Annotated in this window: 23 protein-coding genes; 14 read left to right on the top strand and 9 right to left on the bottom strand. The window is 49.3% G+C overall.

Annotated elements, in window-relative coordinates; all coding sequences use genetic code 11:
* Positions 1-150 precede the first annotated feature (150 nt).
* From rpsB to lpxB, 13 genes are all read left to right on the top strand, one after another.
* The gene (gene rpsB, locus QUF18_RS10050) at positions 151-918 is read left to right on the top strand and encodes a 30S ribosomal protein S2 (RefSeq protein WP_289386924.1); all 768 of its coding nucleotides are present in this window, start codon (positions 151-153) and stop codon (positions 916-918) included.
* Positions 919-1,374: 456 nt separating this feature from the next.
* Complete coding sequence (gene tsf, locus QUF18_RS10045) at positions 1,375-2,298, top strand: translation elongation factor Ts (RefSeq protein ID WP_289386922.1); 924 nt, start codon at positions 1,375-1,377, stop codon at positions 2,296-2,298.
* 425 nt (positions 2,299-2,723) lie between these two features.
* On the top strand, positions 2,724-3,446 hold the full coding sequence (gene pyrH / locus QUF18_RS10040) for a UMP kinase (protein ID WP_289386921.1): 723 nt from the start codon (positions 2,724-2,726) through the stop codon (positions 3,444-3,446).
* A 325-nt stretch (positions 3,447-3,771) separates the two neighbouring features.
* On the top strand, positions 3,772-4,332 hold the full coding sequence (gene frr / locus QUF18_RS10035; RefSeq protein ID WP_289386920.1) for a ribosome recycling factor: 561 nt from the start codon (positions 3,772-3,774) through the stop codon (positions 4,330-4,332).
* A 323-nt stretch (positions 4,333-4,655) separates the two neighbouring features.
* Positions 4,656-5,447 carry an isoprenyl transferase gene (locus QUF18_RS10030; RefSeq protein ID WP_289386919.1) on the top strand — a complete coding sequence of 264 codons (792 nt, stop codon included), beginning with the start codon at positions 4,656-4,658 and terminating at the stop codon, positions 5,445-5,447.
* A 164-nt stretch (positions 5,448-5,611) separates the two neighbouring features.
* Positions 5,612-6,424: a phosphatidate cytidylyltransferase gene (locus tag QUF18_RS10025; protein WP_289386917.1), complete on the top strand. Its 813-nt coding sequence runs from the start codon at positions 5,612-5,614 to the stop codon at positions 6,422-6,424.
* Positions 6,425-6,475: 51 nt separating this feature from the next.
* Positions 6,476-7,615 (top strand): RIP metalloprotease RseP, encoded by a 1,140-nt coding sequence (rseP, locus tag QUF18_RS10020; protein ID WP_289386916.1) that lies wholly within the window; start codon positions 6,476-6,478, stop codon positions 7,613-7,615.
* A gap of 263 nt (positions 7,616-7,878) precedes the next feature.
* Positions 7,879-10,281: an outer membrane protein assembly factor BamA gene (bamA, locus tag QUF18_RS10015; RefSeq protein ID WP_289386914.1), complete on the top strand. Its 2,403-nt coding sequence runs from the start codon at positions 7,879-7,881 to the stop codon at positions 10,279-10,281.
* A 67-nt stretch (positions 10,282-10,348) separates the two neighbouring features.
* Positions 10,349-11,395 carry a UDP-3-O-(3-hydroxymyristoyl)glucosamine N-acyltransferase gene (lpxD, locus tag QUF18_RS10010; protein ID WP_289386913.1) on the top strand — a complete coding sequence of 349 codons (1,047 nt, stop codon included), beginning with the start codon at positions 10,349-10,351 and terminating at the stop codon, positions 11,393-11,395.
* Position 11,396: 1 nt separating this feature from the next.
* Positions 11,397-11,858: a 3-hydroxyacyl-ACP dehydratase FabZ gene (fabZ, locus tag QUF18_RS10005; RefSeq protein WP_289386912.1), complete on the top strand. Its 462-nt coding sequence runs from the start codon at positions 11,397-11,399 to the stop codon at positions 11,856-11,858.
* 82 nt (positions 11,859-11,940) lie between these two features.
* Entirely contained in the window at positions 11,941-12,771 is an 831-nt protein-coding gene (gene lpxA / locus QUF18_RS10000) for an acyl-ACP--UDP-N-acetylglucosamine O-acyltransferase (RefSeq protein WP_289386911.1), read from the top strand.
* Between the two features lies 1 nt (position 12,772).
* Entirely contained in the window at positions 12,773-13,654 is an 882-nt protein-coding gene (locus QUF18_RS09995; RefSeq protein ID WP_289387166.1) for an LpxI family protein, read from the top strand.
* 254 nt (positions 13,655-13,908) lie between these two features.
* Positions 13,909-15,090, top strand: a complete 1,182-nt coding sequence (gene lpxB / locus QUF18_RS09990) for a lipid-A-disaccharide synthase (RefSeq protein WP_289386909.1) — start codon at positions 13,909-13,911, stop codon at positions 15,088-15,090.
* 118 nt (positions 15,091-15,208) lie between these two features.
* Here lpxB and QUF18_RS09985 read toward each other — a convergent pair whose 3' ends face one another.
* From QUF18_RS09985 to moaA, 8 genes are all read right to left on the bottom strand, one after another.
* Positions 15,209-16,042: an ABC transporter permease gene (locus QUF18_RS09985; RefSeq protein WP_289386907.1), complete on the bottom strand. Its 834-nt coding sequence runs from the start codon at positions 16,040-16,042 to the stop codon at positions 15,209-15,211.
* Entirely contained in the window at positions 16,039-16,773 is a 735-nt protein-coding gene (locus QUF18_RS09980) for an ABC transporter permease (protein WP_289386906.1), read from the bottom strand. The genes QUF18_RS09985 and QUF18_RS09980 overlap by 4 nt, the downstream gene beginning before the upstream one ends.
* Positions 16,774-16,958: 185 nt before the next feature.
* Entirely contained in the window at positions 16,959-17,717 is a 759-nt protein-coding gene (locus tag QUF18_RS09975; RefSeq protein WP_289387165.1) for a transporter substrate-binding domain-containing protein, read from the bottom strand.
* 573 nt (positions 17,718-18,290) lie between these two features.
* Positions 18,291-19,055, bottom strand: a complete 765-nt coding sequence (locus QUF18_RS09970; protein ID WP_289387163.1) for an ABC transporter substrate-binding protein — start codon at positions 19,053-19,055, stop codon at positions 18,291-18,293.
* A 359-nt stretch (positions 19,056-19,414) separates the two neighbouring features.
* Positions 19,415-19,924 carry a molybdopterin-guanine dinucleotide biosynthesis protein B gene (gene mobB / locus QUF18_RS09965; RefSeq protein WP_289386905.1) on the bottom strand — a complete coding sequence of 170 codons (510 nt, stop codon included), beginning with the start codon at positions 19,922-19,924 and terminating at the stop codon, positions 19,415-19,417.
* Between the two features lie 5 nt (positions 19,925-19,929).
* Positions 19,930-20,607: a molybdenum cofactor guanylyltransferase MobA gene (gene mobA, locus QUF18_RS09960; protein WP_289386904.1), complete on the bottom strand. Its 678-nt coding sequence runs from the start codon at positions 20,605-20,607 to the stop codon at positions 19,930-19,932.
* Positions 20,608-20,636: 29 nt separating this feature from the next.
* Entirely contained in the window at positions 20,637-21,560 is a 924-nt protein-coding gene (locus QUF18_RS09955) for a DMT family transporter (protein ID WP_289386903.1), read from the bottom strand.
* A 143-nt stretch (positions 21,561-21,703) separates the two neighbouring features.
* Complete coding sequence (gene moaA / locus QUF18_RS09950; RefSeq protein ID WP_289386902.1) at positions 21,704-22,741, bottom strand: GTP 3',8-cyclase MoaA; 1,038 nt, start codon at positions 22,739-22,741, stop codon at positions 21,704-21,706.
* 178 nt (positions 22,742-22,919) lie between these two features.
* Between moaA and QUF18_RS09945 the strand changes: the two genes are divergently transcribed.
* Entirely contained in the window at positions 22,920-23,288 is a 369-nt protein-coding gene (locus tag QUF18_RS09945) for a gamma-butyrobetaine hydroxylase family protein (protein WP_289387162.1), read from the top strand.
* Positions 23,289-23,466: 178 nt separating this feature from the next.
* Here the strand turns inward: QUF18_RS09945 and QUF18_RS09940 are convergent, their stop codons facing one another.
* On the bottom strand, positions 23,467-25,086 hold the full coding sequence (locus tag QUF18_RS09940) for a fumarate hydratase (protein WP_289386901.1): 1,620 nt from the start codon (positions 25,084-25,086) through the stop codon (positions 23,467-23,469).
* Positions 25,087-25,355: the final 269 nt, after the last annotated feature.

Genomic DNA, 25,355 nt, shown 5'->3' with positions numbered 1-25,355 from the left:
TCAGGGCTTGCATTTTTTTCATTCATCGTTTACCAGCCGCATTATTCCACACACGGGATTTGGGCGTTGCACGGGAGAAATCCGTACAACGCCTCCGGTGGCACATTTGTGCCTCAGCCCGTGGAGGTTCAACCGGAAAAGGAAAATACAATGGCATTGCCTGATTTCAGCATGCGCCAGCTTCTGGAAGCTGGTGTTCACTTCGGTCACCAGACACATCGCTGGAACCCGAAAATGGCACCTTTCATCTATGGTGCACGTAACAACATCCACATTCTCGATCTGGCCCAGACCGTTCCTCTGCTGCACAATGCGTTGAAGGTTGTATCGGACACTGTTGCTCGTGGCGGTCGCGTTCTCTTCGTTGGTACCAAGCGTCAGGCTTCGGATATCATCGCTGACGCAGCTGGCCGTTCGGCTCAGTATTACGTCAACTCCCGCTGGCTCGGCGGCATGATGACCAACTGGAAAACCATTTCCAACTCGATCCAGCGTCTGCGTAAGCTTGACGAACTGCTTTCGGGCGAAGCACACGGCTACAACAAGAAAGAGCGTCTGACTCTGGAACGTGAACGTGAAAAGCTCAGCCGCGCTCTCGGCGGTATCAAGGATATGGGCGGCGTGCCTGACCTGATGTTCATCGTTGATACCAACAAGGAATCAATTGCTATTCAGGAAGCCAAGCGTCTTGGTATCCCTGTTGTAGCGATCATCGACAGCAACTGTAATCCTGACCAGATCGATTTCCCGATCCCAGGTAACGACGATGCTGCCCGTGCGATTTCCCTCTATTGCGACCTGATTGCTAAGGCTGCTCTGGACGGTATTATGCGTCAGCAGGGCGCTATGGGCATCGACGTTGGTGCGCAGGTTGAAGCTCCTGTTGAGCCAGCTCTGGAAGCTGCTGAAAACGCTTAATATGTTTTCCTGTCTGCCGGATCCGTTTTCGGATCCGGCAGATTATCTGCTTAAAAGACACAATCTGCTGTGTTTGCAGAGCTTCAAAATTCTGAAGCTTTAAACCGGTAAATACTGAAACGGCTGAGTCGTTTCTGATTCCGTCCTCGAACGGTGTACTCTGTGTCTGAAGCGCGTCTCGAAAAGTGCTAAGCGGTTTTCGGATTAAGATGTGCGTAAAATAAGAGATAGAGCATTTTCAATGGTTCAATTGAAAAGGAAAATGCTCTGGTTAATTCGAGCCTTATAAGGCTCCTGCTATCCCGTATGTATACAGTTGACGCTTTGCAATAATTGCAATGCGGGCTGTAATGATTAATCGGTCATTGGGTAAAAGACAGGTCAGCTGTCTGTGCAATGATCCTTAGCGGGCATGCCGCTTGCCGGATGTCTGCTGCTTATCTCAAAGAGGCGACAATGAGCATTACCGCAGCAATGGTTAAAGAACTTCGTGAACTCAGCGGCGCAGGCATGATGGACTGCAAGACCGCTCTGAACGAAAATAATGGCGATATGGAAGCTGCCATGGACTGGCTGCGCGCTAAAGGTATCGCTAAAGCTGACAAAAAAGCTGGCCGTACAGCCGCTGAAGGTCTGGTAAGCGTTGCCAGCGAAGGCAAAAAAGCTGTTGTTGTTGAGGTTAACTCCGAAACAGACTTCGTTGCCCGTAATGCTGCTTTCCAGGAAATCGTTGTTAATGTAACTAAAGTTGCTTTGGCGACTGATGGTTCAACCGACGCAGTTGCAAACGCAATTTACCCAGGTTCGGAAAAGACTGTAACTGACACCATCAAAGATGCTGTTGGCACCATTGGTGAAAACATGTCCTTCCGTCGTTCCGCTGCTCTGAGCGTAGAAAACGGTGTTGTTGCGACTTACATCCACAACGGCGTTGCTGACGGTCTCGGCAAGCTCGGCGTTCTGGTAGCGATCGAAACAACCGGTAATGCAGATGCTGCTGCTGCTATCGGCCGTCAGATTGCAATGCATGTTGCTGCAACCAACCCGCTGGCTCTGACACCTGCTGAAGTTGATGCTGCTGCTGTTGAGCGTGAAAAGGCAATCTTTGCTGATCAGGCTCGTCAGTCCGGCAAGTCGGAAGAAATCATTGCGAAGATGGTTGACGGCCGTATGCGCAAGTTTTTTGAGGAAGTTGTTCTTCTGTCGCAGGCTTTTGTTATCAATCCAGACCTGAGCGTTGAAGCAGCGCTTAAAGAAGCTGAAAAAGAAATCGGCGCACCTGCTAAGGTAACCGGCTTCGTTCGCTTCGCTCTTGGCGATGGCATTGAAAAAGAAGAAACAGATTTTGCTGCTGAAGTTGCTGCCGTAACCAAAGGCTAATACAGTGAGATGCGAAGCTATTATGCTTCGCATAGAGCTGTAATTTATAGAATAGAGCGGTTTCTCCGGAGACCGCTCTATTTTTTTGTGTGCGTGTCATAAAAATTGTCAGTTATTGCTGTGCATGACGTGACAATGCTGCGTGCTTCATGTATGCGAAATCAATTCAGCTTTTTCCTGTCATCATGCCGGCCAGTTTCTGGTGCTTCCGGCGGGTTTGTCACGACAGGAGGCAGCCATTTCATTTCCGGCTTAATTCAGGCATGTTGCCTTGCAGTCATGTCACTCATCGGGTGCAACCGCTTTGGCGGGGAAGTCAGTCTGCGGGCTGGTTTTATGACGCGCACGTGATGCAGGCCGGACAAATTCGAGCATAGCTCTTCTTACCAGCCGGTAATGACAGGGCGAACCATAAAAGGGATCCCATGACAGGCAAAACACTTTATAAGCGGGTTCTCCTCAAAGCCTCGGGTGAGGCACTGATGGGTGAGCAGGGATTTGGCATTGACGTGTCCGTTGCTGACCGCATTGCAAGCGATATTGCTGAAGCGCGTGCACTTGGCGTTGAAGTCGGCGTAGTGATTGGTGGCGGAAATATTTTTCGCGGCCTCGCTGTAGTCTCCAAGGGCGGTGACCGCGTAACCGGCGATCATATGGGGATGCTGGCGACAGTGATCAATTCGCTGGCACTGCGCACCTCTCTGGTAAAGCAGGGTGTTGATGCAGTTGTGCTGTCGGCAATCGCGATGCCGGAACTGTGCGAGAGCTTCTCGCAGCGTCAGGCAACGGCCTATATGGATCAGGGTAAGGTTGTTATTTTTGCCGGTGGTACGGGCAATCCGTTCTTCACAACCGATTCTGCTGCCGCTCTGCGTGCCGCAGAAATTGGTGCAGATGCTTTATTCAAGGGCACGCAGGTTGACGGTATTTACAGTGCCGATCCGAAGAAAGATCCTTCAGCAACACGCTTTGACAATCTGACCCACAAAGAAGTGCTGGATAAAGGTCTGGCGGTGATGGATGTGACTGCTGTGGCGCTGGCGCAGGAAAATCATATTCCGATCGTGGTTTATTCAATTCATGAAGCGGGTGGTTTTGCTGAAATTCTGCAAGGTAAAGGCCGTTGTACAGTGGTGACGGACGCCTGATAAGCGCTAGAGCATAATTCCTTAAGCTTGAATCAGTTTAAGGAAAAATTATGCTCTAATTTTAAAGTGTTAGAGCGACCTTTGTGTGCTAAGTCTGGCACACGGCGCTCTAATACATAGTGAATCTGTGCCTGTGTACAGATTCAATTCAGCAAAGCAGATATTTTGTGCTTATCATTTGCGCCAACCTGTTCTAAACAAAAACTGAATTATGTGGGCTGAAAGCAGTTTCAGCCCATTTGCAGCATTTTTCTTTTTCAGACAGCTCGTTTGAAGAAGGAATATAATGCGCGAGACGTTTGGTGTACGCCCAAGGAGAGATAAGATGAGCGATGCTCTGGATGTAAACGATCTGAAACGCCGCATGGAAGGCGCAATTCAGTCCTTCAAACATGATCTGGGCGGTTTGCGCACCGGTCGCGCTTCGGCAAGCTTGCTGGAGCCTCTGACGATTGAAGCCTATGGTTCGACCATGCCGATCAATCAGGTAGCACAGATTACTGTTCCTGAAGCCCGTATGCTCTCTGTTTCCGTATGGGATAAGAGCATGGTTGGTGCTGTAGAACGGGCGATCCGTGATAGTGGTCTGGGTCTCAACCCGATTACCGATGGTATGACCCTGCGCGTACCGCTGCCGGAGCTGAATGAACAGCGCCGTAAGGAATTGGTGAAGATTGCCAACCAATATGCTGAAGGTGCGAAAGTTGCTGTTCGTCACGTTCGTCGTGATGGTATGGAAAAGCTGAAGAAGCTGGAAAAAGACGGCACTATCAGCCAGGATGACAGCCGTGTTCTGTCTGAAAAAGTGCAGAAAATGACTGACGAGACCATTGTAGAACTCGACAAGCTGCTGGTTTCCAAAGAAGCGGAAATCATGCAGGTTTAATCTGCTACGATATTGTGCCAGAGTGATTTCATACTTGTGATCTTACTCTGGTACATGATCTTACCGGCAATACCGCTGAAAATTGAATATTCTGTAAGTTCCGGTTTTCGTGCCGGATTGGCCGCGTAAAAGACATTTTGCTCGGTCACTATAATACAGCATGATTGTGCTGAATTATTTCCAAAAAACCGGATAAGCATGGCGCCTGCGGGCAGCCGTTCTGCCCGCTAGAGCGCTTCAAGTTCTGTCTGAATCGTTGGAATCGCTCTGTCTTTTTGTTTTTACGCGCATTGTATCCCGAAAACTGTTTCACACTTTTCGGAATGCGCTCTAAAGAGGAATATGCCCGAATGTCCGATCCGCGTCACATCGCCATTATTATGGATGGCAATGGTCGTTGGGCTAAAGCGCGTGGCTTGCCGCGTGTTGCCGGTCATAAAGCGGGCGTGGACACCTTGCGCGCGATTGTACGCGCTGCGGGTGACAAAGGTCTGGAATTCCTCACACTCTTTGCATTTTCTTCCGAAAACTGGACGCGACCAACCTCTGAAGTCACAGAACTGATGGGATTGTTGAAGCTGTTCATTCGGCGCGATCTGAGCAAGCTGCACAGTCAGAATGTACGTGTGCGCATTATTGGTTCGCGTGAGGACTTGGCTTCCGACATTTGTAGCCTTCTGAATGAGGCGGAAACACGAACTGCGGCCAATACCGGATTGACCCTTGTGATTGCCTTTAATTATGGCTCACGCGATGAGTTGGCGCGCGGTATGCGTAAAATCGCCGAGGATGTTGCAGCAGGGCTGTTGAAGCCAGAGGCCATCACGGCAGAAATGATTTCATCAAAACTTGATACGGACGGGATTCCTGATCCTGATCTGATTATCCGTACCAGTGGTGAAATGCGTCTTTCTAATTTTCTGCTCTGGCAGGCGGCCTATTCTGAGTTCTTGTTTGCGCCGGAAAACTGGCCGGACTTCAAGCCTGCGCATTTTTATGCAGCAATCGACGAGTATCATAAGCGTGTGCGCCGCTTCGGTGGGCTGACCGCGCAAGAGTTGCAGGATTTTTCCGGTGATTCTGATGTCGTGCCTTTGCGGCATACGGTGGGTTAAACTAGAGCGCCGTGTGCCAGACTTGGCACATAAAGGTCGCTCTAACACTTTAAAATTAGAGTATAATTTCACCTCAAACTGATCCAGGTTTAAGGAGTTATGCTCTAACGGGGTGCTTCAGGCTGCCTGAACACGAGTCACATTATTCAGGGGCGAGGGTTTTCGTGTCCAATTTACAATTGCGTATCATGACGGCGGCTGTGCTTGCGCCTGTTACAATTCTGCTGATCTGGCTTGGAGGCATGAGCTTCCGTGTGCTGGCTGTTGTTATCGGCTTCGCGATTTTCTTTGAATGGACGACGCTGAGCGCCTCGAAGCAGACACGCTCCGGTCTGACAGCGGCTTGGGCAGTCTTATCGATCGCTGCCGGTTTGCTGCTGATTGAAGTGCCGTCACTGCAAATTCTGGCGATTCTTGCTGCCGGTGCGATTTTCCTAGTACAGCGTTCAAACTGGGCTGCGGCTGGCTTGCTCTATGCCGGTGTGCCAATGGTCTGTCTGGCGGTTCTGCGCGGGGAGACGACATCCGGTCTGATCGCAATCATCTATCTTTTCGCACTTGTCTGGGCGACGGATATTTTTGCTTATTTTACCGGCCGCACCTTCGGCGGGCCAAAGCTGGCACCACGATTCTCTCCGAATAAAACATGGTCCGGTGCAATCGGTGGTGTCGTCGCTGCAATGATTGCTGCTGCAGCAGTCAGCTATTTCAGCTTTGATCGCGTGAAATATCCGATGGTTATTCTGGCGATTATGCTCTCTGTGGCCTCGCAGATCGGTGATCTTGGCGAATCCTGGGGTAAGCGCCGTTTCGGTGCCAAGGATTCCGGTAAACTCTTGCCGGGACATGGTGGTGTTATGGATCGCGTGGACGGTTTGATCGTGGCTGCCGTTATGCTTTATGTGATTGGCGCTTTGGTGACCGGCTCGGATACACCATCAGCGATGTTTATTGGTATTGTTTTGCAGCCTCTGTAAATTTTACAAGCGAAGACAGTTTTTTGAATTTGAAAGTCGGGAGACAGGGTATTGAGTGATCCCTTTGGATATTTATTCGGCGGTGAAAGCCTGCTGGTTGGTACATTGCTTCCGTTTATTCTTGTTCTGGCTGTTGTCGTTTTTGTCCATGAAATGGGGCATTTCATCGTTGGTCGTTTATGCGGTATCGGCGTGCAGGCGTTCTCGATCGGCTTCGGGCCGGAGCTGATCGGCTATACGGCACGCAATGGCACGCGCTGGAAACTTTGTGCTATTCCTCTTGGCGGCTATGTGAAATTTGTCGGTGACCTGAACGCGGCCAGTGCGCCGGACGGGCAGGGCGTGGCTGCAATGAGTGAGGCAGAGCGCAAAGTGGCATTCCCTGCGCAGCCGGTCTGGAAGCGCGCAGCCACTGTTTTCGCAGGCCCTGCTTTCAACTTTCTGCTGACCATTGCTATTCTAAGTTTTTTCTTTGCCAGTTACGGACGCATGGTCGCTGATCCGACCATTGCTGAGGTGAATGCCGGTAGTCCTGCGGCTATTGCCGGTTTCAAGCCGGGCGATCGCTTCATCAATGTTGAAGGTAGTGAAATCACCACCTTCTCTGATGTGCAGCGCATTGTGAATGGTCGCAGCGGCGATGAATTATCATTCACTGTTGAACGCGACGGACGTGAGGTTGAGCTGAAAGCTGTTCCTGAACTGATGGAGCAGACAGATGCATTGGGCAATAAAATCAAGCTCGGTGTCATCGGTGTAACGATCACCAGAGATACAGGAAATTATCGCACGGTTGAATATTCACCACTCGAATCGGTTGGTGCAGCGGTTGTTGAAACCGGACATATCATCAGCCGCACCGGTACTTTCATGAAAAGACTGGTAATGGGGCGTGAGGATAAATGTCAGTTAGGCGGGCCGGTAAAAATCGCTAATATGGCGGGGCAGGCGGCGCAACACGGCTTTGAATGGCTGGTTCAGCTGATTGCAATGTTGTCGGTTGGCATTGGATTGTTCAATTTATTTCCGCTTCCCCCTCTTGATGGCGGCCATCTGGTGATTTATGCCGGTGAAGCTGTATTGGGACGTCCGGTTCCGGTAGCAGTACAGGAATTGTTCTTCCGGCTTGGTTTCTTCGTGGTTATCGGCTTTATGGGATTCGTTTTTTATAATGATCTCTTCGGTTGCTAATCTGATCTGGACATAGTCTAGGCCGTTGAATTATAAAACATTAACGATTTGTGTAAAAACCGGAGGGGGATTATACGAAAAAGCAGTAATTTGTTTACCATGCTATTGGAATTGCGTGGCACCTGTGCCACGCTCGGCAATGAAGTAAACAGATTTTAATTGAGATGCTTGCTTGTATATGAAAACCGGTTATTACAGTTTGCATTATGCGCTATTCTCCCGGATTACGGCTCGGGGCAACGAAACGAAGGTTAAATAGACCTATGACGGCAAATTCAAAGTTTTTTGGTGCTGCTTCTGCGGTTGCTATGTCGGTAGCTATGGTTGCTGCCGGTACATCAGCGATCTCATTTGCTACTGTGAGTGTTGCACAGGCAGCAGTCGTAAGTCGGATTGACGTTCGCGGTAACAAGCGGGTTGATGCAGCGACTATTCGTGGCGCTATCGCTATCAAACCGGGTAAATCATTTACCAATACTGATATTGATGCGGCTGTTAAGAGCCTTTTCAATATGGGCTTGTTCTCGGATGTTCGCATCAGCCAGTCCGGCGGCGTACTTGTTGTAAGTGTTTCTGAGTTCTCGGTTGTTAATAACGTCCTGTTCCAGGGCAACAAGAAGGTTAAGGATGCTGATCTCGCCCGTGCGGTTGAGTTGAAAGCCCGTAGCCCGTTTGATCCTGCTCAGATGGAAACAGACCGTCAGTCCATTCTTCAGGCTTACAACCATGTTGGCCGTAGCGATGCGATTGTAACTGCCCGTACCGTTGATCTCGGTCAGGGGCGAGTGAACGTTGTTTATGAAATCACAGAAGGCGGCCGTACAAAAATCGCCAATATCGATTTCGTAGGCAATGAAGCATTCGGTGGTCGTCGTCTGCGTGATGTGATTTCGACAAAGCGTACCAATCCGCTGTCATGGCTGACCCGCGGCGATATCTATAGTGAAGATCGCGTGCAGGCTGATGAAGAAGCACTGCGTCGCTTCTACTACAACCGTGGTTATGCTGACTTCCGCGTTGTTTCTTCCAATGCGACACTTGATCCTGCAACCAACGAATATACGATTACCTTCACTGTTGAAGAAGGTCAGCGTTATACATTCGGCGATGTTCAGGTTGAAAGCACAATCCCGGGTGTTGATGCTCAGGCGCTTGATGGCATGCTGAAAAGCCGCGCAGGTAAAGTTTATAGCGCAAGCGACGTTGAAAAGTCGGTTGAAGCTGTAACTGAGCGTGTTGCCGGTAACGGTTATGCTTTCGCTAAGGTTGAGCCACGCGGTGACCGTAACTTCGAGAATCATACAATTTCGGTTGTTTATAACGTAGAAGAAGGTCCGCGCGCTTACGTGCAGCGTATCGAAATCCGCGGTAACGATAAGACCCGTGATTATGTGATCCGTCGTGAATTCGACATGAGTGAAGGCGATGCTTTCAATCAGGTTATGATTACACGTGCAAAACGTCGCCTTGAAGCGCTGCAGTTCTTCCAGACAGTTAATATCTCGACCGCTCAGGGTTCTGAGCCGGATCAGGTTGTTCTGATTGTAGATGTGACTGAGAAGCCTACAGGTGAGTTCTCCATCGGTGCGGGTTATACTTCAGGTGGTGAAACTCCGGGCGCGTCGGTTGAAGGTTCTGTTGCAGAGCGCAACTTCCTTGGTCGCGGTCAGTATATCAAGATTGGTGCTGGTGCTGGTCAGGATAACGCTCGTAACTATTCCTTCTCGTTCACCGAGCCTTATTTCCTCGGTCAGCGTATGTCCGCAGGTTTTGACGTATTCCGCAAAACATACAGCGTACGTAACGATTACGATGTAGAGCAGACCGGCGGTACAGTTCGTTTCGGCTTGCCAATTACAGATAATTTCGGCGCCAGCGTTGGCTATAACCTTGTTCAGGAAAAATATAAGCTTGATAAAGGTCGGTTAAATGCTCAGGATCATCAGGATATTAATGATGGCACGCGTAGCAGAGATGAGGTTTATGGCCAGTATTGGGCGCCTGCGCTGATCGAAGCTGCTGATCAGAGCCCATGGTTGCGTTCTTCGATTTCCTATGCGCTGACCTATAATTCTATCGATGACCAGAACAATCCGCATGATGGTATTTATGCGCGCTTCGGTCAGGAATTTGCCGGTCTCGGTGGTGATGCTAAGTTCATCAAAACAACTGCAAAGGCAACTTATTATAAGACGCTGTTGCAGGAAGCTGATGTTGTTGGTGTAGTGACTGCCGGTGGTGGCTATGTACACAAGCTGACAGATGATGGTCTGCGTATCTTTGATATGTTCAAGGGTAACACAGATATGATCCGCGGCTTTAAATATAATGGTATTGGACCATGGCAGAAAGCCGGTAACGGCGATATGTACTGGTTGGGTGGTACGACATACTTCCATGCTAGCGCTGAAGTTCAGTTCCCGATGCCGGTTGTGCCTGAAAGCCTTGGTATCCGCGGCGCATTCTTCGCTGATGCCGCAACACTTTATGGAAACAAAGTGGCTGGTGCCGAAGGAACCGGAAGTGCATTGCGTGCTTCTGCAGGTGTGAGCTTGATGTGGGCTTCTCCGTTTGGTCCGCTGCGCTTTGACTATGCAGTACCGCTTAAGAAAGAAGATTCCGACAAGGTTCAGAACTTCAACTTCGGTATGTCGAGCAAATTCTGATAAGTTTGCTTTTTCCTGAGGCGGGAATTCTGAAAAGAAGCTTCGCCTCAGGAGAGAAAGTTTGTTGATGGCAGATCCTGTATTTTATACTCTGTCCTGTGCAGTCAACGTCGCTGATATTGCTCAATTGACCGGTTCTGAGTTGCTGACCAAGCAATTCGCTGACCGCAAAATTGAGCATTTAGCGTCTTTGGATAATGCCACGCCGGATTCATTAGTATTTCTTGAAGGTAAGAAAAACGAAACTGCTTTGGGGTCTCTCAAAGCAGCCGCTGTGCTTTGTTCTCAAGCGCAAGCTGGTTTGATACCAAAAGACGTTGCCGTTCTTATCAGCCGGTCTCCGCATCGCGATTTTGCGGCTGTTGGGCGCAAGCTTTTTGAGCAGGCGGTGCATCCGCGCTCACTGCTAGGCGTTCCGGGCATTTCGGGAAATGCAACAATTCATCCGACAGCTGAGATCGAAGGCACAGTCACGATTGAGCCGGGTGCTGTAATTGGCGCGAATGTTTCTATCGGCTCCGGTTCAACAATCAGTGCTAACAGTGTTATCGGTGCCGGTTGTAAAATTGGCCGTGACTGTATCATTGCGCCAAATGTTTCTGTGACTTATGCGCTGATCGGCAATCGCGTTTATTTGCATCCGGGTGTCCGCATCGGACAGGATGGCTTTGGCTTCGTTCCCGGTCCTGCCGGACTTGAAAAAGTACCGCAGCTTGGCCGCGTTATCATTCAGGATGACGTTGAAATTGGTGCAAATACAACGATCGACCGTGGCTCGCTGAGCGATACGGTGATCGGCGAGGGTACCAAGATCGATAATCTGGTACAGGTCGCCCATAATGTTAAAATCGGTCGTCATTGTGTTATTGCTGCCCATACGGGTATTTCCGGTAGTGTAACGATCGGTGATATGGCGATGATTGGTGGTCGTGTTGGTCTGGCTGATCATATTAATATCGGTTCGCGCGTACAAATTGCTGCTGCGAGCGGTGTTATGAATGATATTCCGGATGGTGAGAGATGGGGTGGTCTGCCTGCCAGACCACTGAAACAATGGTTCCGTGATATCGCTACTCTGCGCAGCATCGGACAGACTAAAAAGGAGAAATCCTGATATGAGTGAAATTACAGAACAGAGCAGCCTTGCTGCAGCTGATATCCAGAAATTGCTTGCAGTGTTACCGCATCGCTATCCATTTCTCCTTATTGACCGGATTGTTGATATTGATGGCGATAACTCTGCGACCGGTATCAAAAATGTGACCATTAATGAGCCACATTTTACTGGACATTTTCCAGCGCAGCCTATTATGCCGGGGGTATTGATTATTGAAGCGATGGCTCAAACTGCCGGTGCAATTTCTATGCTCAAAATGGGTCTGGAAAATGCAGGAACCGTCTTTTTGCTGACTATTGATAATGCAAAATTCCGTCGTCCTGTTGTTCCGGGTGACCGGCTTTTGTTGCGTGTGAAAAAAATCAAACAGCGCGGCAATATTTCAAGATTTGCCTGTGTTGCTGAAGTCGATGGCGTGAAAGTTGCTGAAGCTGAAGTTGCAGCAATGACCGGCGAATAACTCTTCTTGCCGAAATACGATAAATAAACTTTCGGCGTCTGATTGTGGACGCTGATACAGCAAAAGAAAAAGCGTGATTTAAATGCGTGAAACCATCATTCACCCGACAGCTTGTGTTGAAGCAGGCGCCAAACTTGGTCAGGGTGTCTCTGTCGGTGCTTTTTGTCATATTCAGGCAGGCGCGGAGATTGGTGATAACAGTGAGCTGATGAGCCACGTTGTTGTCTCAGGTTTCACGACATTAGGTGAAAACGCTAAAGTATTTCCGCATGCTATTTTGGGCTGTGAGCCGCAGAATGGTAAACACAAAGGTGGGCATACAAAGCTTTTGGTTGGTAAAAATGCGATGATCCGCGAAGGCGTGACCATGCATCGTGGTTCGGATACCAGCCGCGGTTACACCAATGTCGGCGATAACTCTACATTCCTCGCTTATGCGCATGTGGCACATGATTGCGACGTAGGTAATCACGTAACATTCGCTAATAATGTGATGATCGGTGGTCATTGCGAAATCGGTGACTACGCTATCCTTGGCGGTGGCGCAGCTGTGCATCAGTTTGTTCGTGTTGGCCACCACGCTTTTGTTGGCGGTATGGCAGCCGTTGTTCAGGACGTTATTCCGTTCGGTATGGCTATCGGCGTTCATGCGCATCTCGGTGGTCTGAACATCATCGGGATGAAGCGTTCCGGTCTGGAACGTAAAGAAATTCATGCTGTTCGCCGCGCTGTCCGCATGTTGTTCGACCGTACAAAACCGGTGAAAGAACGTGTTGAGGATCTGCGTGTAGAATTCACGGATTCTGCAGCCGTTGCCGATCTGGTTGCCTTCATTACGGCTGATGCTAAGCGAGCATCTTTCACAACGCCGCTTTTGCATGGCAAGCACGGTCAGAGTGAAGACCATTCCTGATATGATCAAAAGCGATGTTCCAGTGCAGGCTAATCATGCCGATGCCAGAACCGCAATTATAGCCGGTAACGGGCTTCTGCCACAGGTTGTGGCGGAAGCTCTTGAAAAAAAAGGCAATCCGCCCTTTGTGATTTGCCTGAAAGGCGAGGCGGATGAGGGGCTCTACAAATACGACCATGTGGTCGTGTCTATTGTTGAGTTTACTCCGCTCATTCGTGCGCTGAAACAATCCGGTGCGAAAAATGTTATTCTCGCCGGTGGTGTACGTCAGCGTCCGCATTTAAGCGATATTCGGCTGGATATGACAACATTGCGTGCTTTGCCGCGCGTGTTTCGCGCTTTGGGTAAGGGCGATGATGCATTGTTGCGTGCCTTTATCGGGCTGCTGGAGTCTTATGGCTTCAATATGGTGGGAGCGCATCAGATCGTGCCGGATATTTTGGCGCCAAGTGCATCGGTTTTGACTGCAACAACTCCTGATAAAAAAGAACAGCATAATATTGATTTAGGCCGCGAGGCTGCATTTATGCTTGGTAAGCTGGATGTCGGGCAGGGTGCGATTGCTGTTGGCGGACGTGTCGTTGCGCTTGAGGGCGTTGAAGGCACGGACAACATGATTGAGCGTGTGCGCCAGCTACGTCAGGAAGGCCGGATTCCGCGCCAAGGCGGTGTGCTGGTAAAATGTGCCAAGCCGACGCAGGATGAGCGCGCTGACTTGCCGACAATCGGTATTGATACAATTACCAATATTGCCGCCGCCGGTTTAGCGGGCGTTGCAATTGAGGCCGGCCGCACTGTGATGTTATCCTATCACGATACCGTACAGGCTGCGAATGTACAGAACCTGTTTATTGTCACTTTTGACGGGGCTGCTTCTGCTTGAGACAGCCACTTTGATGCAAAACAGACAGTGTTTCTCCTGTCTTTAATGCACCCCGATATTCTGCAAAGAGTGTATAGCCGTGTTTGCGTCTAAATTTTTTTAGTGGTCGCATTGTCACGAACGTCAGGTGTTTCAACTTGACTGTGAAATGCTCCATAGCAATTATGCTACAAAACATCGTCGCTTAATGGATTTATTGAGCAAACGCGACCCACTCTGGGTATTTCATACTCCTCAAGGATGCCGGCCAGACTATGAGCGAAAAACTGCCTTTAAAAATTGCTGTCGTTGCCGGTGAAGAATCCGGCGATCTGCTGGGTGCCGATCTTGTAGACGCTTTGCGTATGAAAACGGATCGTCTTGTTAGCCTTGTCGGTGTTGGCGGTACGCATCTTCAGCAGCGCGGATTGCAGAGCCTGTTCGATCCAGATGAAATCGCATTAATGGGGCTTGGTGCCGTGCTGGCGCGCTTGCCCAAACTCATCATGCGTATTCGACAAACTGCTAAAGCTATTGTTGCGGCAAAACCGGATTGCCTGCTGATTATTGATAGTCCTGACTTTACGCATCGGGTCGCGAAAAAGGTGCGTCAGGCTGATCCTTCAATTCCGATTATCAAATATATTGCACCGACTGTCTGGGCATGGCGTCCGGAACGCGCCAAGGAAATGCGCAAATATATTGATCATGTTTTGACTGTTTTGCCGTTTGAAGTTGAAGTGATGCAGCGGCTTTCCGGTCCCAAATCGACCTATGTCGGGCATCGGCTGACCAGTTATCAGCCATTGGTAGATGTGGCGAATATGCGAGCTAATCGCAAAGCGCCGGACAAAGATGCAGAGAAAACTATTCTGCTTTTGCCGGGCTCGCGCCGGTCTGAAATACAGGCGCTGCTCAAAGAATTTGGCACGACGCTGCAAATGCTGAATGAGCGCAATGGTACTGTGCATGCGATTTTGCCAACGCCGGAACGTCATGCAGCCTATGTGCAGGATCTCACTAAGGACTGGCCGGTAAAGCCGGTTATTGTGACCGGTGAGGCGGCTAAATGGGATGCTTTCTCGAAAGCGGATGCGGCGCTTGCAGCTTCAGGCACAGTCTCTCTGGAGCTGGGTTTGGCTAAAATACCAACAGTCGTTACCTATAAAGCTGATCTGTTCAGTAGGTTGTTTCTCGCGCGTTTGATAACAATCTGGAGTGCATCTCTGCCGAATATTATTGATGATACGCCGATTATTCCGGAGTTCTTCAATGATTTTGTGCGTGCGGGAATGTTGTGCCGCCAGATTGAGCAGTTGTTAGAAGACGGACTGACACGTCAGGCGCAGATCGAGGGCTTTGAACGGATTATTGCTAAAATGCACACGGATAATCCGGCCGGCGAGATGGGCGCCAATGTGCTGCTGGAAATGCTTGCACCAGGCAAGTCTGGTTAAGCAGATTAGAGAGGCCTTTGTGCCAAGTCTGGCACAAGGTGCTCTGGTTTTGAGAATAAAAAAGCCTGCCCCTGAATTTCAGGGGCAGGCTTTTTTGTTTGTGGTACTGCCTTATCGTTTAGCGGATAAGGTGAATGGTGATACGGCGTTCAATCCACTCAATAATATTGCGAAGTACTTCGACAATCGCCAGATAAATGATTGCAGCCCACAGGTAGGTCTGAAAATCAAAGGTGCGGGAATAGGCACGACGGGTTTCACCCATCAGGTCATAAACAGTGATGATCGCGACAATGGCAGAGCCTTTAATCATCAAAATGATTTCGTTTCCATATGGACGCAGCGCAACGATCAAGGCCTGAGGCAGAATGATTTTGCGGAAAGTCTGGAACTTGGACAGACCAAGTGCATGGGCACCTTCCCACTGACCTTTAGGAACGCTGGCGATTGCACCACGCAGAATCTCAGCCTGATAGGCTGCTGTATTCAGCGTAAATGCCAGCACAGCGCAATACCATGCTTCGCGGAAGAAGCCCCACAACCCGATTGTTTCGAGAAACGGACGGAATGTTCCCAGGCCGTAATAGATCAGGAAGATCTGTGCCAGCAATGGTGTGCCGCGGAAGAAATAGACGTAACCATAGGCGATAGCGCCCAGAATACGATTGTCTGACATACGGGCAAGTGCAACCGGCAAAGATAGCAGTGCGCCAAGTACAATCGAGATGGAAACCAGAACCAGTGTTGTTTTAAGGCCGCTCCAATAGCGAGGACCATAGGTCTCAATCAGATCAATCTGCCAGGAATTATACAGATAGATCGCAAGACCGGCAAAAAGTGCAAGCCAGATGCCGACGAATACATGGCCGGTGATACGAGCGCCTGTCCATGGACGCGGTGGCTCAGCAGGGCGAAAAACGCGCTCGCTTGGTGTATCGGTTATAGTCGTCATTGGCTTACCCCGCTTGACGCCGGCTGTTTGCGGCTGCCTTCAGCCCATTTTTCAATGCGGGCGATAAAGTAAGAAGAGATGATTGCGAGTGCCAGATAGATCAGGCAGGCCACACCGTAGAACAGGAATGGTTCTTTGGTAACGCGTGCCGCTACAGAAGTCTGGCGCAGAATATCGGTGAGGCTGATAACCGAGACCAGCGATGTATCTTTGAGCAACACCATCCATAGATTGGCGAGACCCGGCAGCGCAATCTTAATCAACTGCGGAAGAATGATCTTTCGCATTGTCTGAAATTTGGTGAGGCCGATTGCAAAGGCCCCTTCATATTGGCCTTTAGGAATAGCACGAAATGCCGATAAAAAGACTTCACTGGAATAGGATGAAAATACAAAGCCCAGCGCGATCATACCTGCAGCAAAGGCGTTGACCTCAACAGATCCTTCAAATCCGATCAGCGAAAAGAATTTCTGAACCGCGAGAGAACCGCCAAAATAAACCAGAAACAGCGTGAGCAGTTCCGGAAGGCCGCGGAAGATCGTTGTATAAATATTGGAAGCAAGGCGCAGTGATGGCTCCGCAGATTGCTTGCCTAAGGCAACAAGGAAACCGAGGAACAAACCGATTGGTAATGTGGCCAGAGCCAACAGAACGGTTGTCAACAGTCCCCATGCTATGCTCAGCCCCCATCCGTCCGGACCAAAGCCAATCAACACAGCATATTTTTCCATTTAGTCTATCCCTGTGAGAACGGCGGCGAAAATGATTTGCCATCCGTCGAGAGCATGTCGCAGTTTGGCAACCGCGACTATGCGACCAATCAAAAATCCGAGCGGGGCAGAAATACATTCTATGTCCCGCTGCAAATCAGTGTTCAAAAATACCGGCCAGACGATGCTGACCGGTTGTTGTATGCTTATTCGCCGTAAATATCGAAATCGAAATATTTATCGTTGATTTCTTTGTACTTGCCGTTGTCGCGGATCGCGAGAATAGCCGTATTGAATTTTTCAACCAGCTCTTCGCGGCCTTTTTTGATGGCTACGCCAACACCCGGACCATGAATTTCAAGGTTTGGTTTGACCGGTCCGACCAGCTTACAGCATGCACCTTCCGGTGTTTTCAGCCAATCGATCAGCGACACAATATTATCATTCACTGCATCAACACGACCGGAGACCATGTCCATACGGGCTTCGTCAGCACTGCCATAAGGGTTGATCGTGCTGTCAGTATATTCATGCTCAGAGAAAATGGCATGAATGGTAGAAGACTGCACACCGATTGTTTTGCCGGCCAGATCTTCTTTGGTCGTGCCTTTAACATCGGAATCCTTCGGCACAGCAATTGCTGCGGCGGGATTGTAATATTTACGGCTGAAATCAACCTGTTCTTTACGAGCCGGTGTAATCGACATGGAAGAAATCACAACATCCAGCTTGCCGGATTGCAGTGCAGGGATCATCCCGTCCCAATCCTGCACAATGATCTCACATTTGGCTTTGAGTTCTTCGCAGAGGGCATTGGCAATATCAATTTCAAATCCGGCGACAGAACCGTCAGCTTTCACGAAATTATACGGAGGGTAAGCGCCTTCAGAGCCGACTTTCAGTACCAGTTGCTCTTGTGCCTGCGCTGAAGCTCCCAGAGCTGCAACGGCACCGGCTGTTACCATACCTGCAATGGCAAGATTACGCAGCGTTTTTCTGAAGGAGCTTTGTGCTCCAGTTGTATTTCTCATTCTCCTGATACCCCCATGAGATGCACTCTATATGTAGACTTGTTTTTCTGATTTTTCGCGATGTTTTGTTGTTGGTTTTTAGTGCGAAGAAAATTTTGTTAACGGTGATATTCCCATCATTTCAACGTGAAAGGCAAGTATCAAAAGCACGTTTTGCGTTGTCGTGGAAAAATAAAGCACTGGACAAGTGTAATAAGACGGCTTTATGCGTTTTTTGAAGTTTTATAAGATAATTTTTCTAATATTAATCAGTGAGTTAACTAGAATATATAATCTGTCGCACGATTGGTGTTTATATGTTTTTCAGAGAAAAACAGATTTTTAACGTACCGTATTTGCGACATTTAAACGGCGTTATTCATATAAAACAGCATGAGTTAATGCGGTTTTTGCATGAGCTGAGCCCCGAACATCACCACGAAAAAAGCTGCATATGACTATGCAGCTTTTCTGTACTTCAATTATTTATCGCAGTGGTTGTGCAACATACGACAAGAGAAGCGACAATTATTCTTTAATTTCTGCACCATAGGCATCAAATTCGAAATATTTGTCATTCACTTCTTTGTATTTGCCATTCGCGCGAATAGCCTTGATTGCATCATTGAACTTAGCGATCAGCTCAGGGTTGCCTTTCTTGAAAGCTACACCTGCACCCGGACCATGAATTTCAGGTACGGCCGGCCATGTACCAACCATTTCACAACAGGCACCATCTTCGGTTTTCAACCACTGACCGAGGGTCACGCTGTCATCACTGGCAGCATCAAGACGGCCATTTGCGAGATCAAGACGATATTCTTCCGCTGTCGGATAGGATTTGATTGTACTGTCGGTAAAGGTTTTTTCTGCATAATTGGCATGGGTTGTCGAAATCTGGACACCGATGGTTTTACCGGCCAGATCTTCTTTGGTGGTGCCTTTAATGCCGCTATTTTTTGGCGCAGCAAGACCCGGAGGGGTGTTGTAATATTTATTGCTGAAATCAACCTGTTTCTGGCGATCCGGTGTAATCGACATGGATGCGATGAAAGCATCAAATTTACCGGCTTGCAGGCTCGGAATAGCGCCATCCCATTCAATGGTGATGAACTTGCACTCAGCCTTCATTTCCTCGCAAAGCGCGCGGCCGATATCGACATCGAAGCCGGAAAGCTCACCGGCAGCATTGATGAAGTTGAAAGGAGGATAGGCGCCTTCTGTCGCGATTGTCAGCTTCAGAGGTTCTTGTGCCTGAGCAGCAGTTACACTCAATGAAACTGCACCTGTCATCAAAATGGCAGACAGTGCGGTTCCGATAATATGTTTATAATTTTTCATTGTACTTTTCACCCGTTAAACCCATCCAAAGTTGCAATGATTACGCCGCCGCCGGTTTATTCTAATCGGTTCATTTTTTAGCGCTTCGGGCGTAATTATTGTTCGCTGGATATTCCCACCATTTTTTAGGGAAAGGCAAGGGTAAAAAAGTGTTTTAAAACAATGTTAGAAACTATGAAAACGTAGCAATTGAAATTTTTAGCAGAGAAGAAATTAATTTTAAAAAATTATTATAAAATCATATGGATAGTAAGTTTTTATAATGCTTAAAGTGAGGTGGCTGTGTTGTTGGAAGCCATTCATTTTTGAAATCAGCTTTTTAATCCGCAGTAATTTTCAATAAAATCACTGACTGCAACGATATTGTTCAGATCAAGAACGGGTACGGTCTGGCTCTGTAAACCCTCATCTGTAGCAATTGCGACAATGGAATATTGCTCGGCATTCAGGGGTATCTGAGTCGGGCTATCCTTGCGGCGCACTTCAATCTTAGCGTGCTTATCATTTTTATAGCCCTCGACAATAATCAGATCGCACGGTGCCATGCGGCTGACAATATCATCCAGTGACGGCTCTGCTGTATCGCGCAGTTCATGCATCAGTGCCCAGCGGCTGAAAGAGACAATGGCAACCTCCTGCGCACCTGCTGCACGGTGGCGGTAGGAGTCTGTGCCTTCTGTATCAATATCAAAGCTATGATGGGCATGTTTAACGGTCGAGATTTTATAACCGCGATGGCTGAGTTCGCGCACAACACATTCTGTCAATGTGGTTTTTCCGGAGTTTTTCCAGCCGGTAATACCAAAGATTTTCTGGGGCATCTTGTTTACTCCGGCTGGTTGCCAGCATCCTGCAATTGCCATGCGGTTCTGGCCTGCGTTAGCTCCGTTTGTGTGTTGATATTAAAGAACGGATCCAGCCCGCTTATTTTATCAGCTTCCGTAAAATCTGCATAGGCAACCGTATGATTGGCGGCAAATACACGAATGCTCCGGCGTTTGGTTTCTGTGAACCAGTTCTCCAATGAGGCAGCAAGATCAACCGGCCACAATGCAAAAGTGGGGTGAGAGCCAAAATCCGAACGGGCAAAGACGATTGTATCCTGCATGAGGGATGTCGTATCAGCTAAGGTCTTCGCAAAACGCTGCAAAAGATCAGGCGGGAAAAACGGTGTGTCAGCTGCAACGCTCATCACATGACTATAGCCAAGCTGCGATGCATAATGAAAACCGGTGAGAATACCGGCAAGCGGACCGCTGTTAAGCCATTCCCCGTCATTGATAATAGGATAGCCGAAGCTGGCGAAAAAAGCAGGATCGCTGTTGGCGCTGATGACAATTTGGTCGGTTTGGGGTTTCAGCCGCGCGCAAACCTGATGGAGAATTGTGTGATCTCCCAGCGGGCGCAAAGATTTATCGCCGCCGCCGAGCCTCTGGCTGCTGCCTCCGGCGAGAATAAGCCCCAGTACGTTTTTACCGGTCAGAATTTGGTTCTCATCCGCCATTGTCAATTCTGCCTTTGTTACGAGCTGGATTAAGCGGAAAGGCTTTTTTGCTTACGCAACTCCTTGCGCTTACGGTAGCCGGTTATAGCTTCACGATAAAGCATATAGCAGCCGCTGGCGACCACGATTGTCGCACCAATCAGCGTATTCTGATCCGGCGCCTGATTGAAGATGACATAGCTGAGGACAATCGCCCATAGCAGGCTGGTATAGCGAAACGGTGAGGCAAAGGACATATCGCCTACGCGGGTCGCCAGAATGATGCAGTGATAGCCGATAATCAGCAAAACAGCGGCAATGCTGACATGAAGCAGATCAGCTTCTGTCGGCTGAACCCAGCCCGTATCCAGTTGCATCATGACAAAGCCGGTCATGGTTACCAGAACCGAGGTCATGGCTGAAATCAGAACGGTCGGGATTTGCATATTAATGCGGCGGGTCGAAAGATCGCGTAAGGCCGTAAAACACACACCAACCAGCAGCAGTAGGGCATAGGCATTCATGCCAGTGCCATCGCCACCACCACCGGGGCGGATAATAATCAGCACGCCGATAAAGCCGATGCCGATCGACAACCAGCGCCGCCAGCCTACTTTTTCACCGAGAAACAGCACCGCGCCAAGCGTTACCACCAGCGGCACTGCCTGATAAACGGATGAAACAAAAGCCAGAGATAAATGGGTAAGGCCGACAAGATAACAGGTCGTTGCGCCGATCTCACCAAAACCACGCAAAATCGTGATTTTGTCCAGAGTGTCGCGCCAGCGATGGAGTACACCTTGTCTGGAGGCCAGAAAGACCAGCAAAAGAATACATAATATTCCGCGCATAAACATAAACTGGCCGAGATTGAGCGTTTGGGTGGAATATTTTGTCAGCGCATCGCCGACGGCAAAAACGCCCATGCCGAGCATCATAAAAAGGCTGGAACGAATATTTGCTGAAAGTGCCACGGTCATTATCCTGCAGGAAAAGCTGATGAGCCTTTCGTTTATGCGAGTGTTATAACAAGTATTTATGCGACATGGTCACTTGTTTGCGTCATGCACAGCAAAATAAAATGCTATTAAAATCAATGGAATGCAGGAATGTGTTTTTAGCCGCCTGTAACGCTCATATGGCGCGAGACTGCAGGGCGGTTATTGCGGCGGTCAATGATGAAGTCATGACCCTTCGGTTTGCGCAGAATTGCATCGTCGATTGCGTCTGAGAGCAGCGCATTATCAGTGCTTGCACGCAGCGGCTCACGCAGATCAGCCGCATCCTCCTGACCAAGGCACATATAGAGTGTGCCGGTGCAAGTAATGCGCACGCGGTTGCAGCTTTCGCAGAAATTATGAGTCATCGGCGTAATAAAGCCAAGACGGCCGCCGGTTTCCGCAATCTGCACATAACGGGCTGGGCCACCGGTCTGATAGGGAATATCAGTCATAGTGAACTGGCGTGATAGCGTGGCACGCAGCATAGAGAGCGGCAGATACTGATCTGTACGGTCAAGATCAATCTCACCCATCGGCATCGTTTCAATCAGGGTCATATCCATGCCACGGCCATGCGCCCAGCGCAGCATGTCCGGAATTTCATGATCGTTGAAACCTTTGAGCGCCACGGCATTCAGCTTGATATGCAGGCCTGCTTTTTGAGCCGCATCAATGCCGCGCAGCACCTGTGCCAGATCACCCCAACGGGTAATCGTCTTGAACTTTTCCGCATCCAGCGTGTCGAGAGAAACATTGATGCGCTTGATACCGCAGGCGGCAAGCTCTTCCGCATAGCGTGAAAGCTGGGAGCCGTTGGTTGTCAGTGTCAGTTCATCAAGCCGGTCTGCCTCAATATGGCGCGACAGGCTGCCAATGAGATGCATGATGTTTTTGCGCACCAGAGGCTCACCACCGGTGAGACGGATTTTGCGCACGCCTTTATCAATAAAAGTTGAACAGAGGCGGTCGAGTTCTTCCAGCGATAACAGATCTTTTTTGGGCAAAAAGGTCATATGTTCCGCCATGCAATAGGTGCAGCGGAAGTCACAGCGATCAGTCACAGAAACGCGCAAATAGGTGATTGCCCGCCCAAACGGGTCGATCATCGGGGCTGCAGGCGCAGTTTTGCTGATGTTTTGTGCTGTTAAATCCATATTTCCGTATGCCGGTTTGCTCAAATACTATGTCTATATAAGAGAGATAAGTTCAACATATGGCACTGTCCAGTTGCATTATGTCACGCATGGGGAGAAGTAACGCGCAAACAAGGTCTTGTCCTGCTCCCGTTCTGAGACTACCACAGAACCAGATAAGAATATGGTGGATCATTCAATGAGCGATATCTGGCCGGAAGAACTGCGGGTTTCCCAAGACCGGAAAACCCTGTCTGTGACATTCAATAACGGGCATAATTATTCATTTCCTGCGGAAATGCTGCGCGTCTTGTCGCCGTCAGCTGAAGTACAGGGACATTCACCGGAACAGCGCGTGACAGTGCCTGGTAAGATCAATGTTGGTATCATGAAGATTGATCCGATTGGTAATTATGCCGTGCGCATTAGTTTTGACGATATGCACGATACCGGTCTGTTCACATGGATTTACCTGCATCAGCTGGGTGAAGAATATGAAACCCGCTGGCAGGGCTATCTTGATGAGCTGAAAGAGAAGAATCTCAGCCGCGAACCGAAGTTTCACTAAAAAGAAAGCCGGAGTTTCCTCCGGCTTTTTGTTTGGAAATATCTGAATCAAAAAGCGGTATGGCTTGGCGAAAATGATGACTTCGAGAACCGGAGCGGAGCGTACATACTGGTACGTGAGCACCGGAAACACAGAAGGCGCCATTTGCAGCCTGCCAGAGCGGCTTTTGGATCAGATATTATGACAGGTTCAGTTCCTTGAAGAAGTCATTACCCTTGTCATCAATAACGATGAAGGCAGGGAAATCTTCAACTTCAATACGCCAGATGGCCTCCATGCCGAGTTCAGCATATTCAACCACTTCGACTTTCTTGATGCAGTCCTGAGCCAGACGCGCAGCAGGGCCGCCGATGGAGCCGAGATAGAAGCCGCCGTGTTTGCCGCAAGCATCGCGCACCTGACGGGAGCGGTTGCCTTTAGCCAGCATCACCATGGAGCCACCGAAAGACTGGAACTGATCGACATAGGAATCCATACGGCCAGCTGTTGTTGGGCCGAAGGAGCCCGATGCGTAACCGGTCGGTGTCTTGGCAGGACCTGCATAATAAATCGGATGATTTTTGAAATAATCCGGCATGCTTTCGCCGTTTTCCAGACGTTCACGGATTTTTGCGTGTGCCAGATCGCGTGCCACGATGATGGAGCCGGTCAGCGACAGACGGGTTTTGACCGGATGCTGCGACAGGGTCTTGAGAATCTCTGCCATTGGCTGGTTGAGATCAATCTTCACCACGCTGTCGGAGAGCTTGGCTTCGTCAATGTCAGGCATATATTTCGCCGGATTGGTTTCCAGTTTTTCTAGGAAGATACCGTCTTTGGTAATCTTGCCTTTAGCCTGACGGTCAGCCGAGCAGGAAACGCCCAGACCAATCGGCAGCGATGCGCCGTGGCGTGGCAGACGGATAACACGGACATCATGGCAGAAATATTTACCGCCAAACTGCGCGCCGACACCCAGAGACTGGGTGAGTTTGTGGATTTCCTGTTCCATCTCCACATCGCGGAACGCATGGCCGACTGAAGAGCCTTTGGTTGGCAGGCTGTCGAGATAACGGGTGGAGGCGAGCTTAACAGTTTTGAGATTCTGTTCTGCCGAGGTGCCGCCGATCACAATCGCCAGATGGTATGGCGGGCAGGCCGATGTGCCGAGCGTCAGGATTTTCTCTTTGAGAAACTCGACCATGCGATCATGGGTCAGCAGGGAAGGTGTGCCCTGAAACAGGAATGTCTTGTTGGCTGAACCACCGCCTTTGGCGACAAACAGGAATTTATAGGCGTCTTCGCCTTCCTGATAAATGTCGATTTGTGCTGGAAGGTTGTTCTTGGTGTTAACTTCCTTGAACATTTCCAGCGGTGCGAGCTGCGAATAGCGCAGGTTCTTTTTGAAATAGGCATCCATCACGCCGGAACCCAGCGCGCTTTCATCGCCGGCTTCAGTCCAGACGCGACGGCCTTTTTTACCCATAATAATTGCGGTGCCGGTATCCTGACACATCGGTAAGATGCCACCAGCGGCAATATTGGCGTTTTTCAAAAGATCATAGGCAACGAAGCGGTCATTATCAGTCGCTTCCGGGTCTTCCATAATATTGCTGAGCTGCTGCAAGTGGCCAGGGCGCAGCAAATGGTTGATATCGGCAAAAGCAGCCTCGGCCAGCAAGCGCAGACCTTCCGGTTCAACGGTCAAAACTTCCTGACCTTTGAATGTATCAACCGAAACATGCTCGGATGTCAGTTTACGATAGGGGGTTGTGTCCTCACCAAGCGGAAACATTCCGGTATTCAATTGCTCAGCCATATATCACCTTGTTGTCTGTCTTCGCTTCAGATTTTCTGAGCAGCGCGGATAGACGTAAAATTATCAGATGACCGGCTTTTAGCGCTTGTAACCGCTATTGCCACTGCGGCAGATTGATCTTTTTACCGGAATTAGAAGGTTAGGCTGCTTTGAATGCTAAAATTATATTTATTGTTAAAAGTTTCTAAATCACAATGGCGCAGATTATTGGGAGTGAATCATTGCAGTGCTTGGACAGGTCAGGCGTGGTACCGGATAGCTGCCCGAAA

Origin of the sequence: Pseudochrobactrum kiredjianiae, assembly GCF_030362795.1 — a bacterium.
Lineage (GTDB): Bacteria > Pseudomonadota > Alphaproteobacteria > Rhizobiales > Rhizobiaceae > Pseudochrobactrum > Pseudochrobactrum kiredjianiae.
The sequence above is the reverse complement of the archived record's forward strand: the minus strand, read 5'-3'. Positions and strand labels throughout refer to the sequence as shown.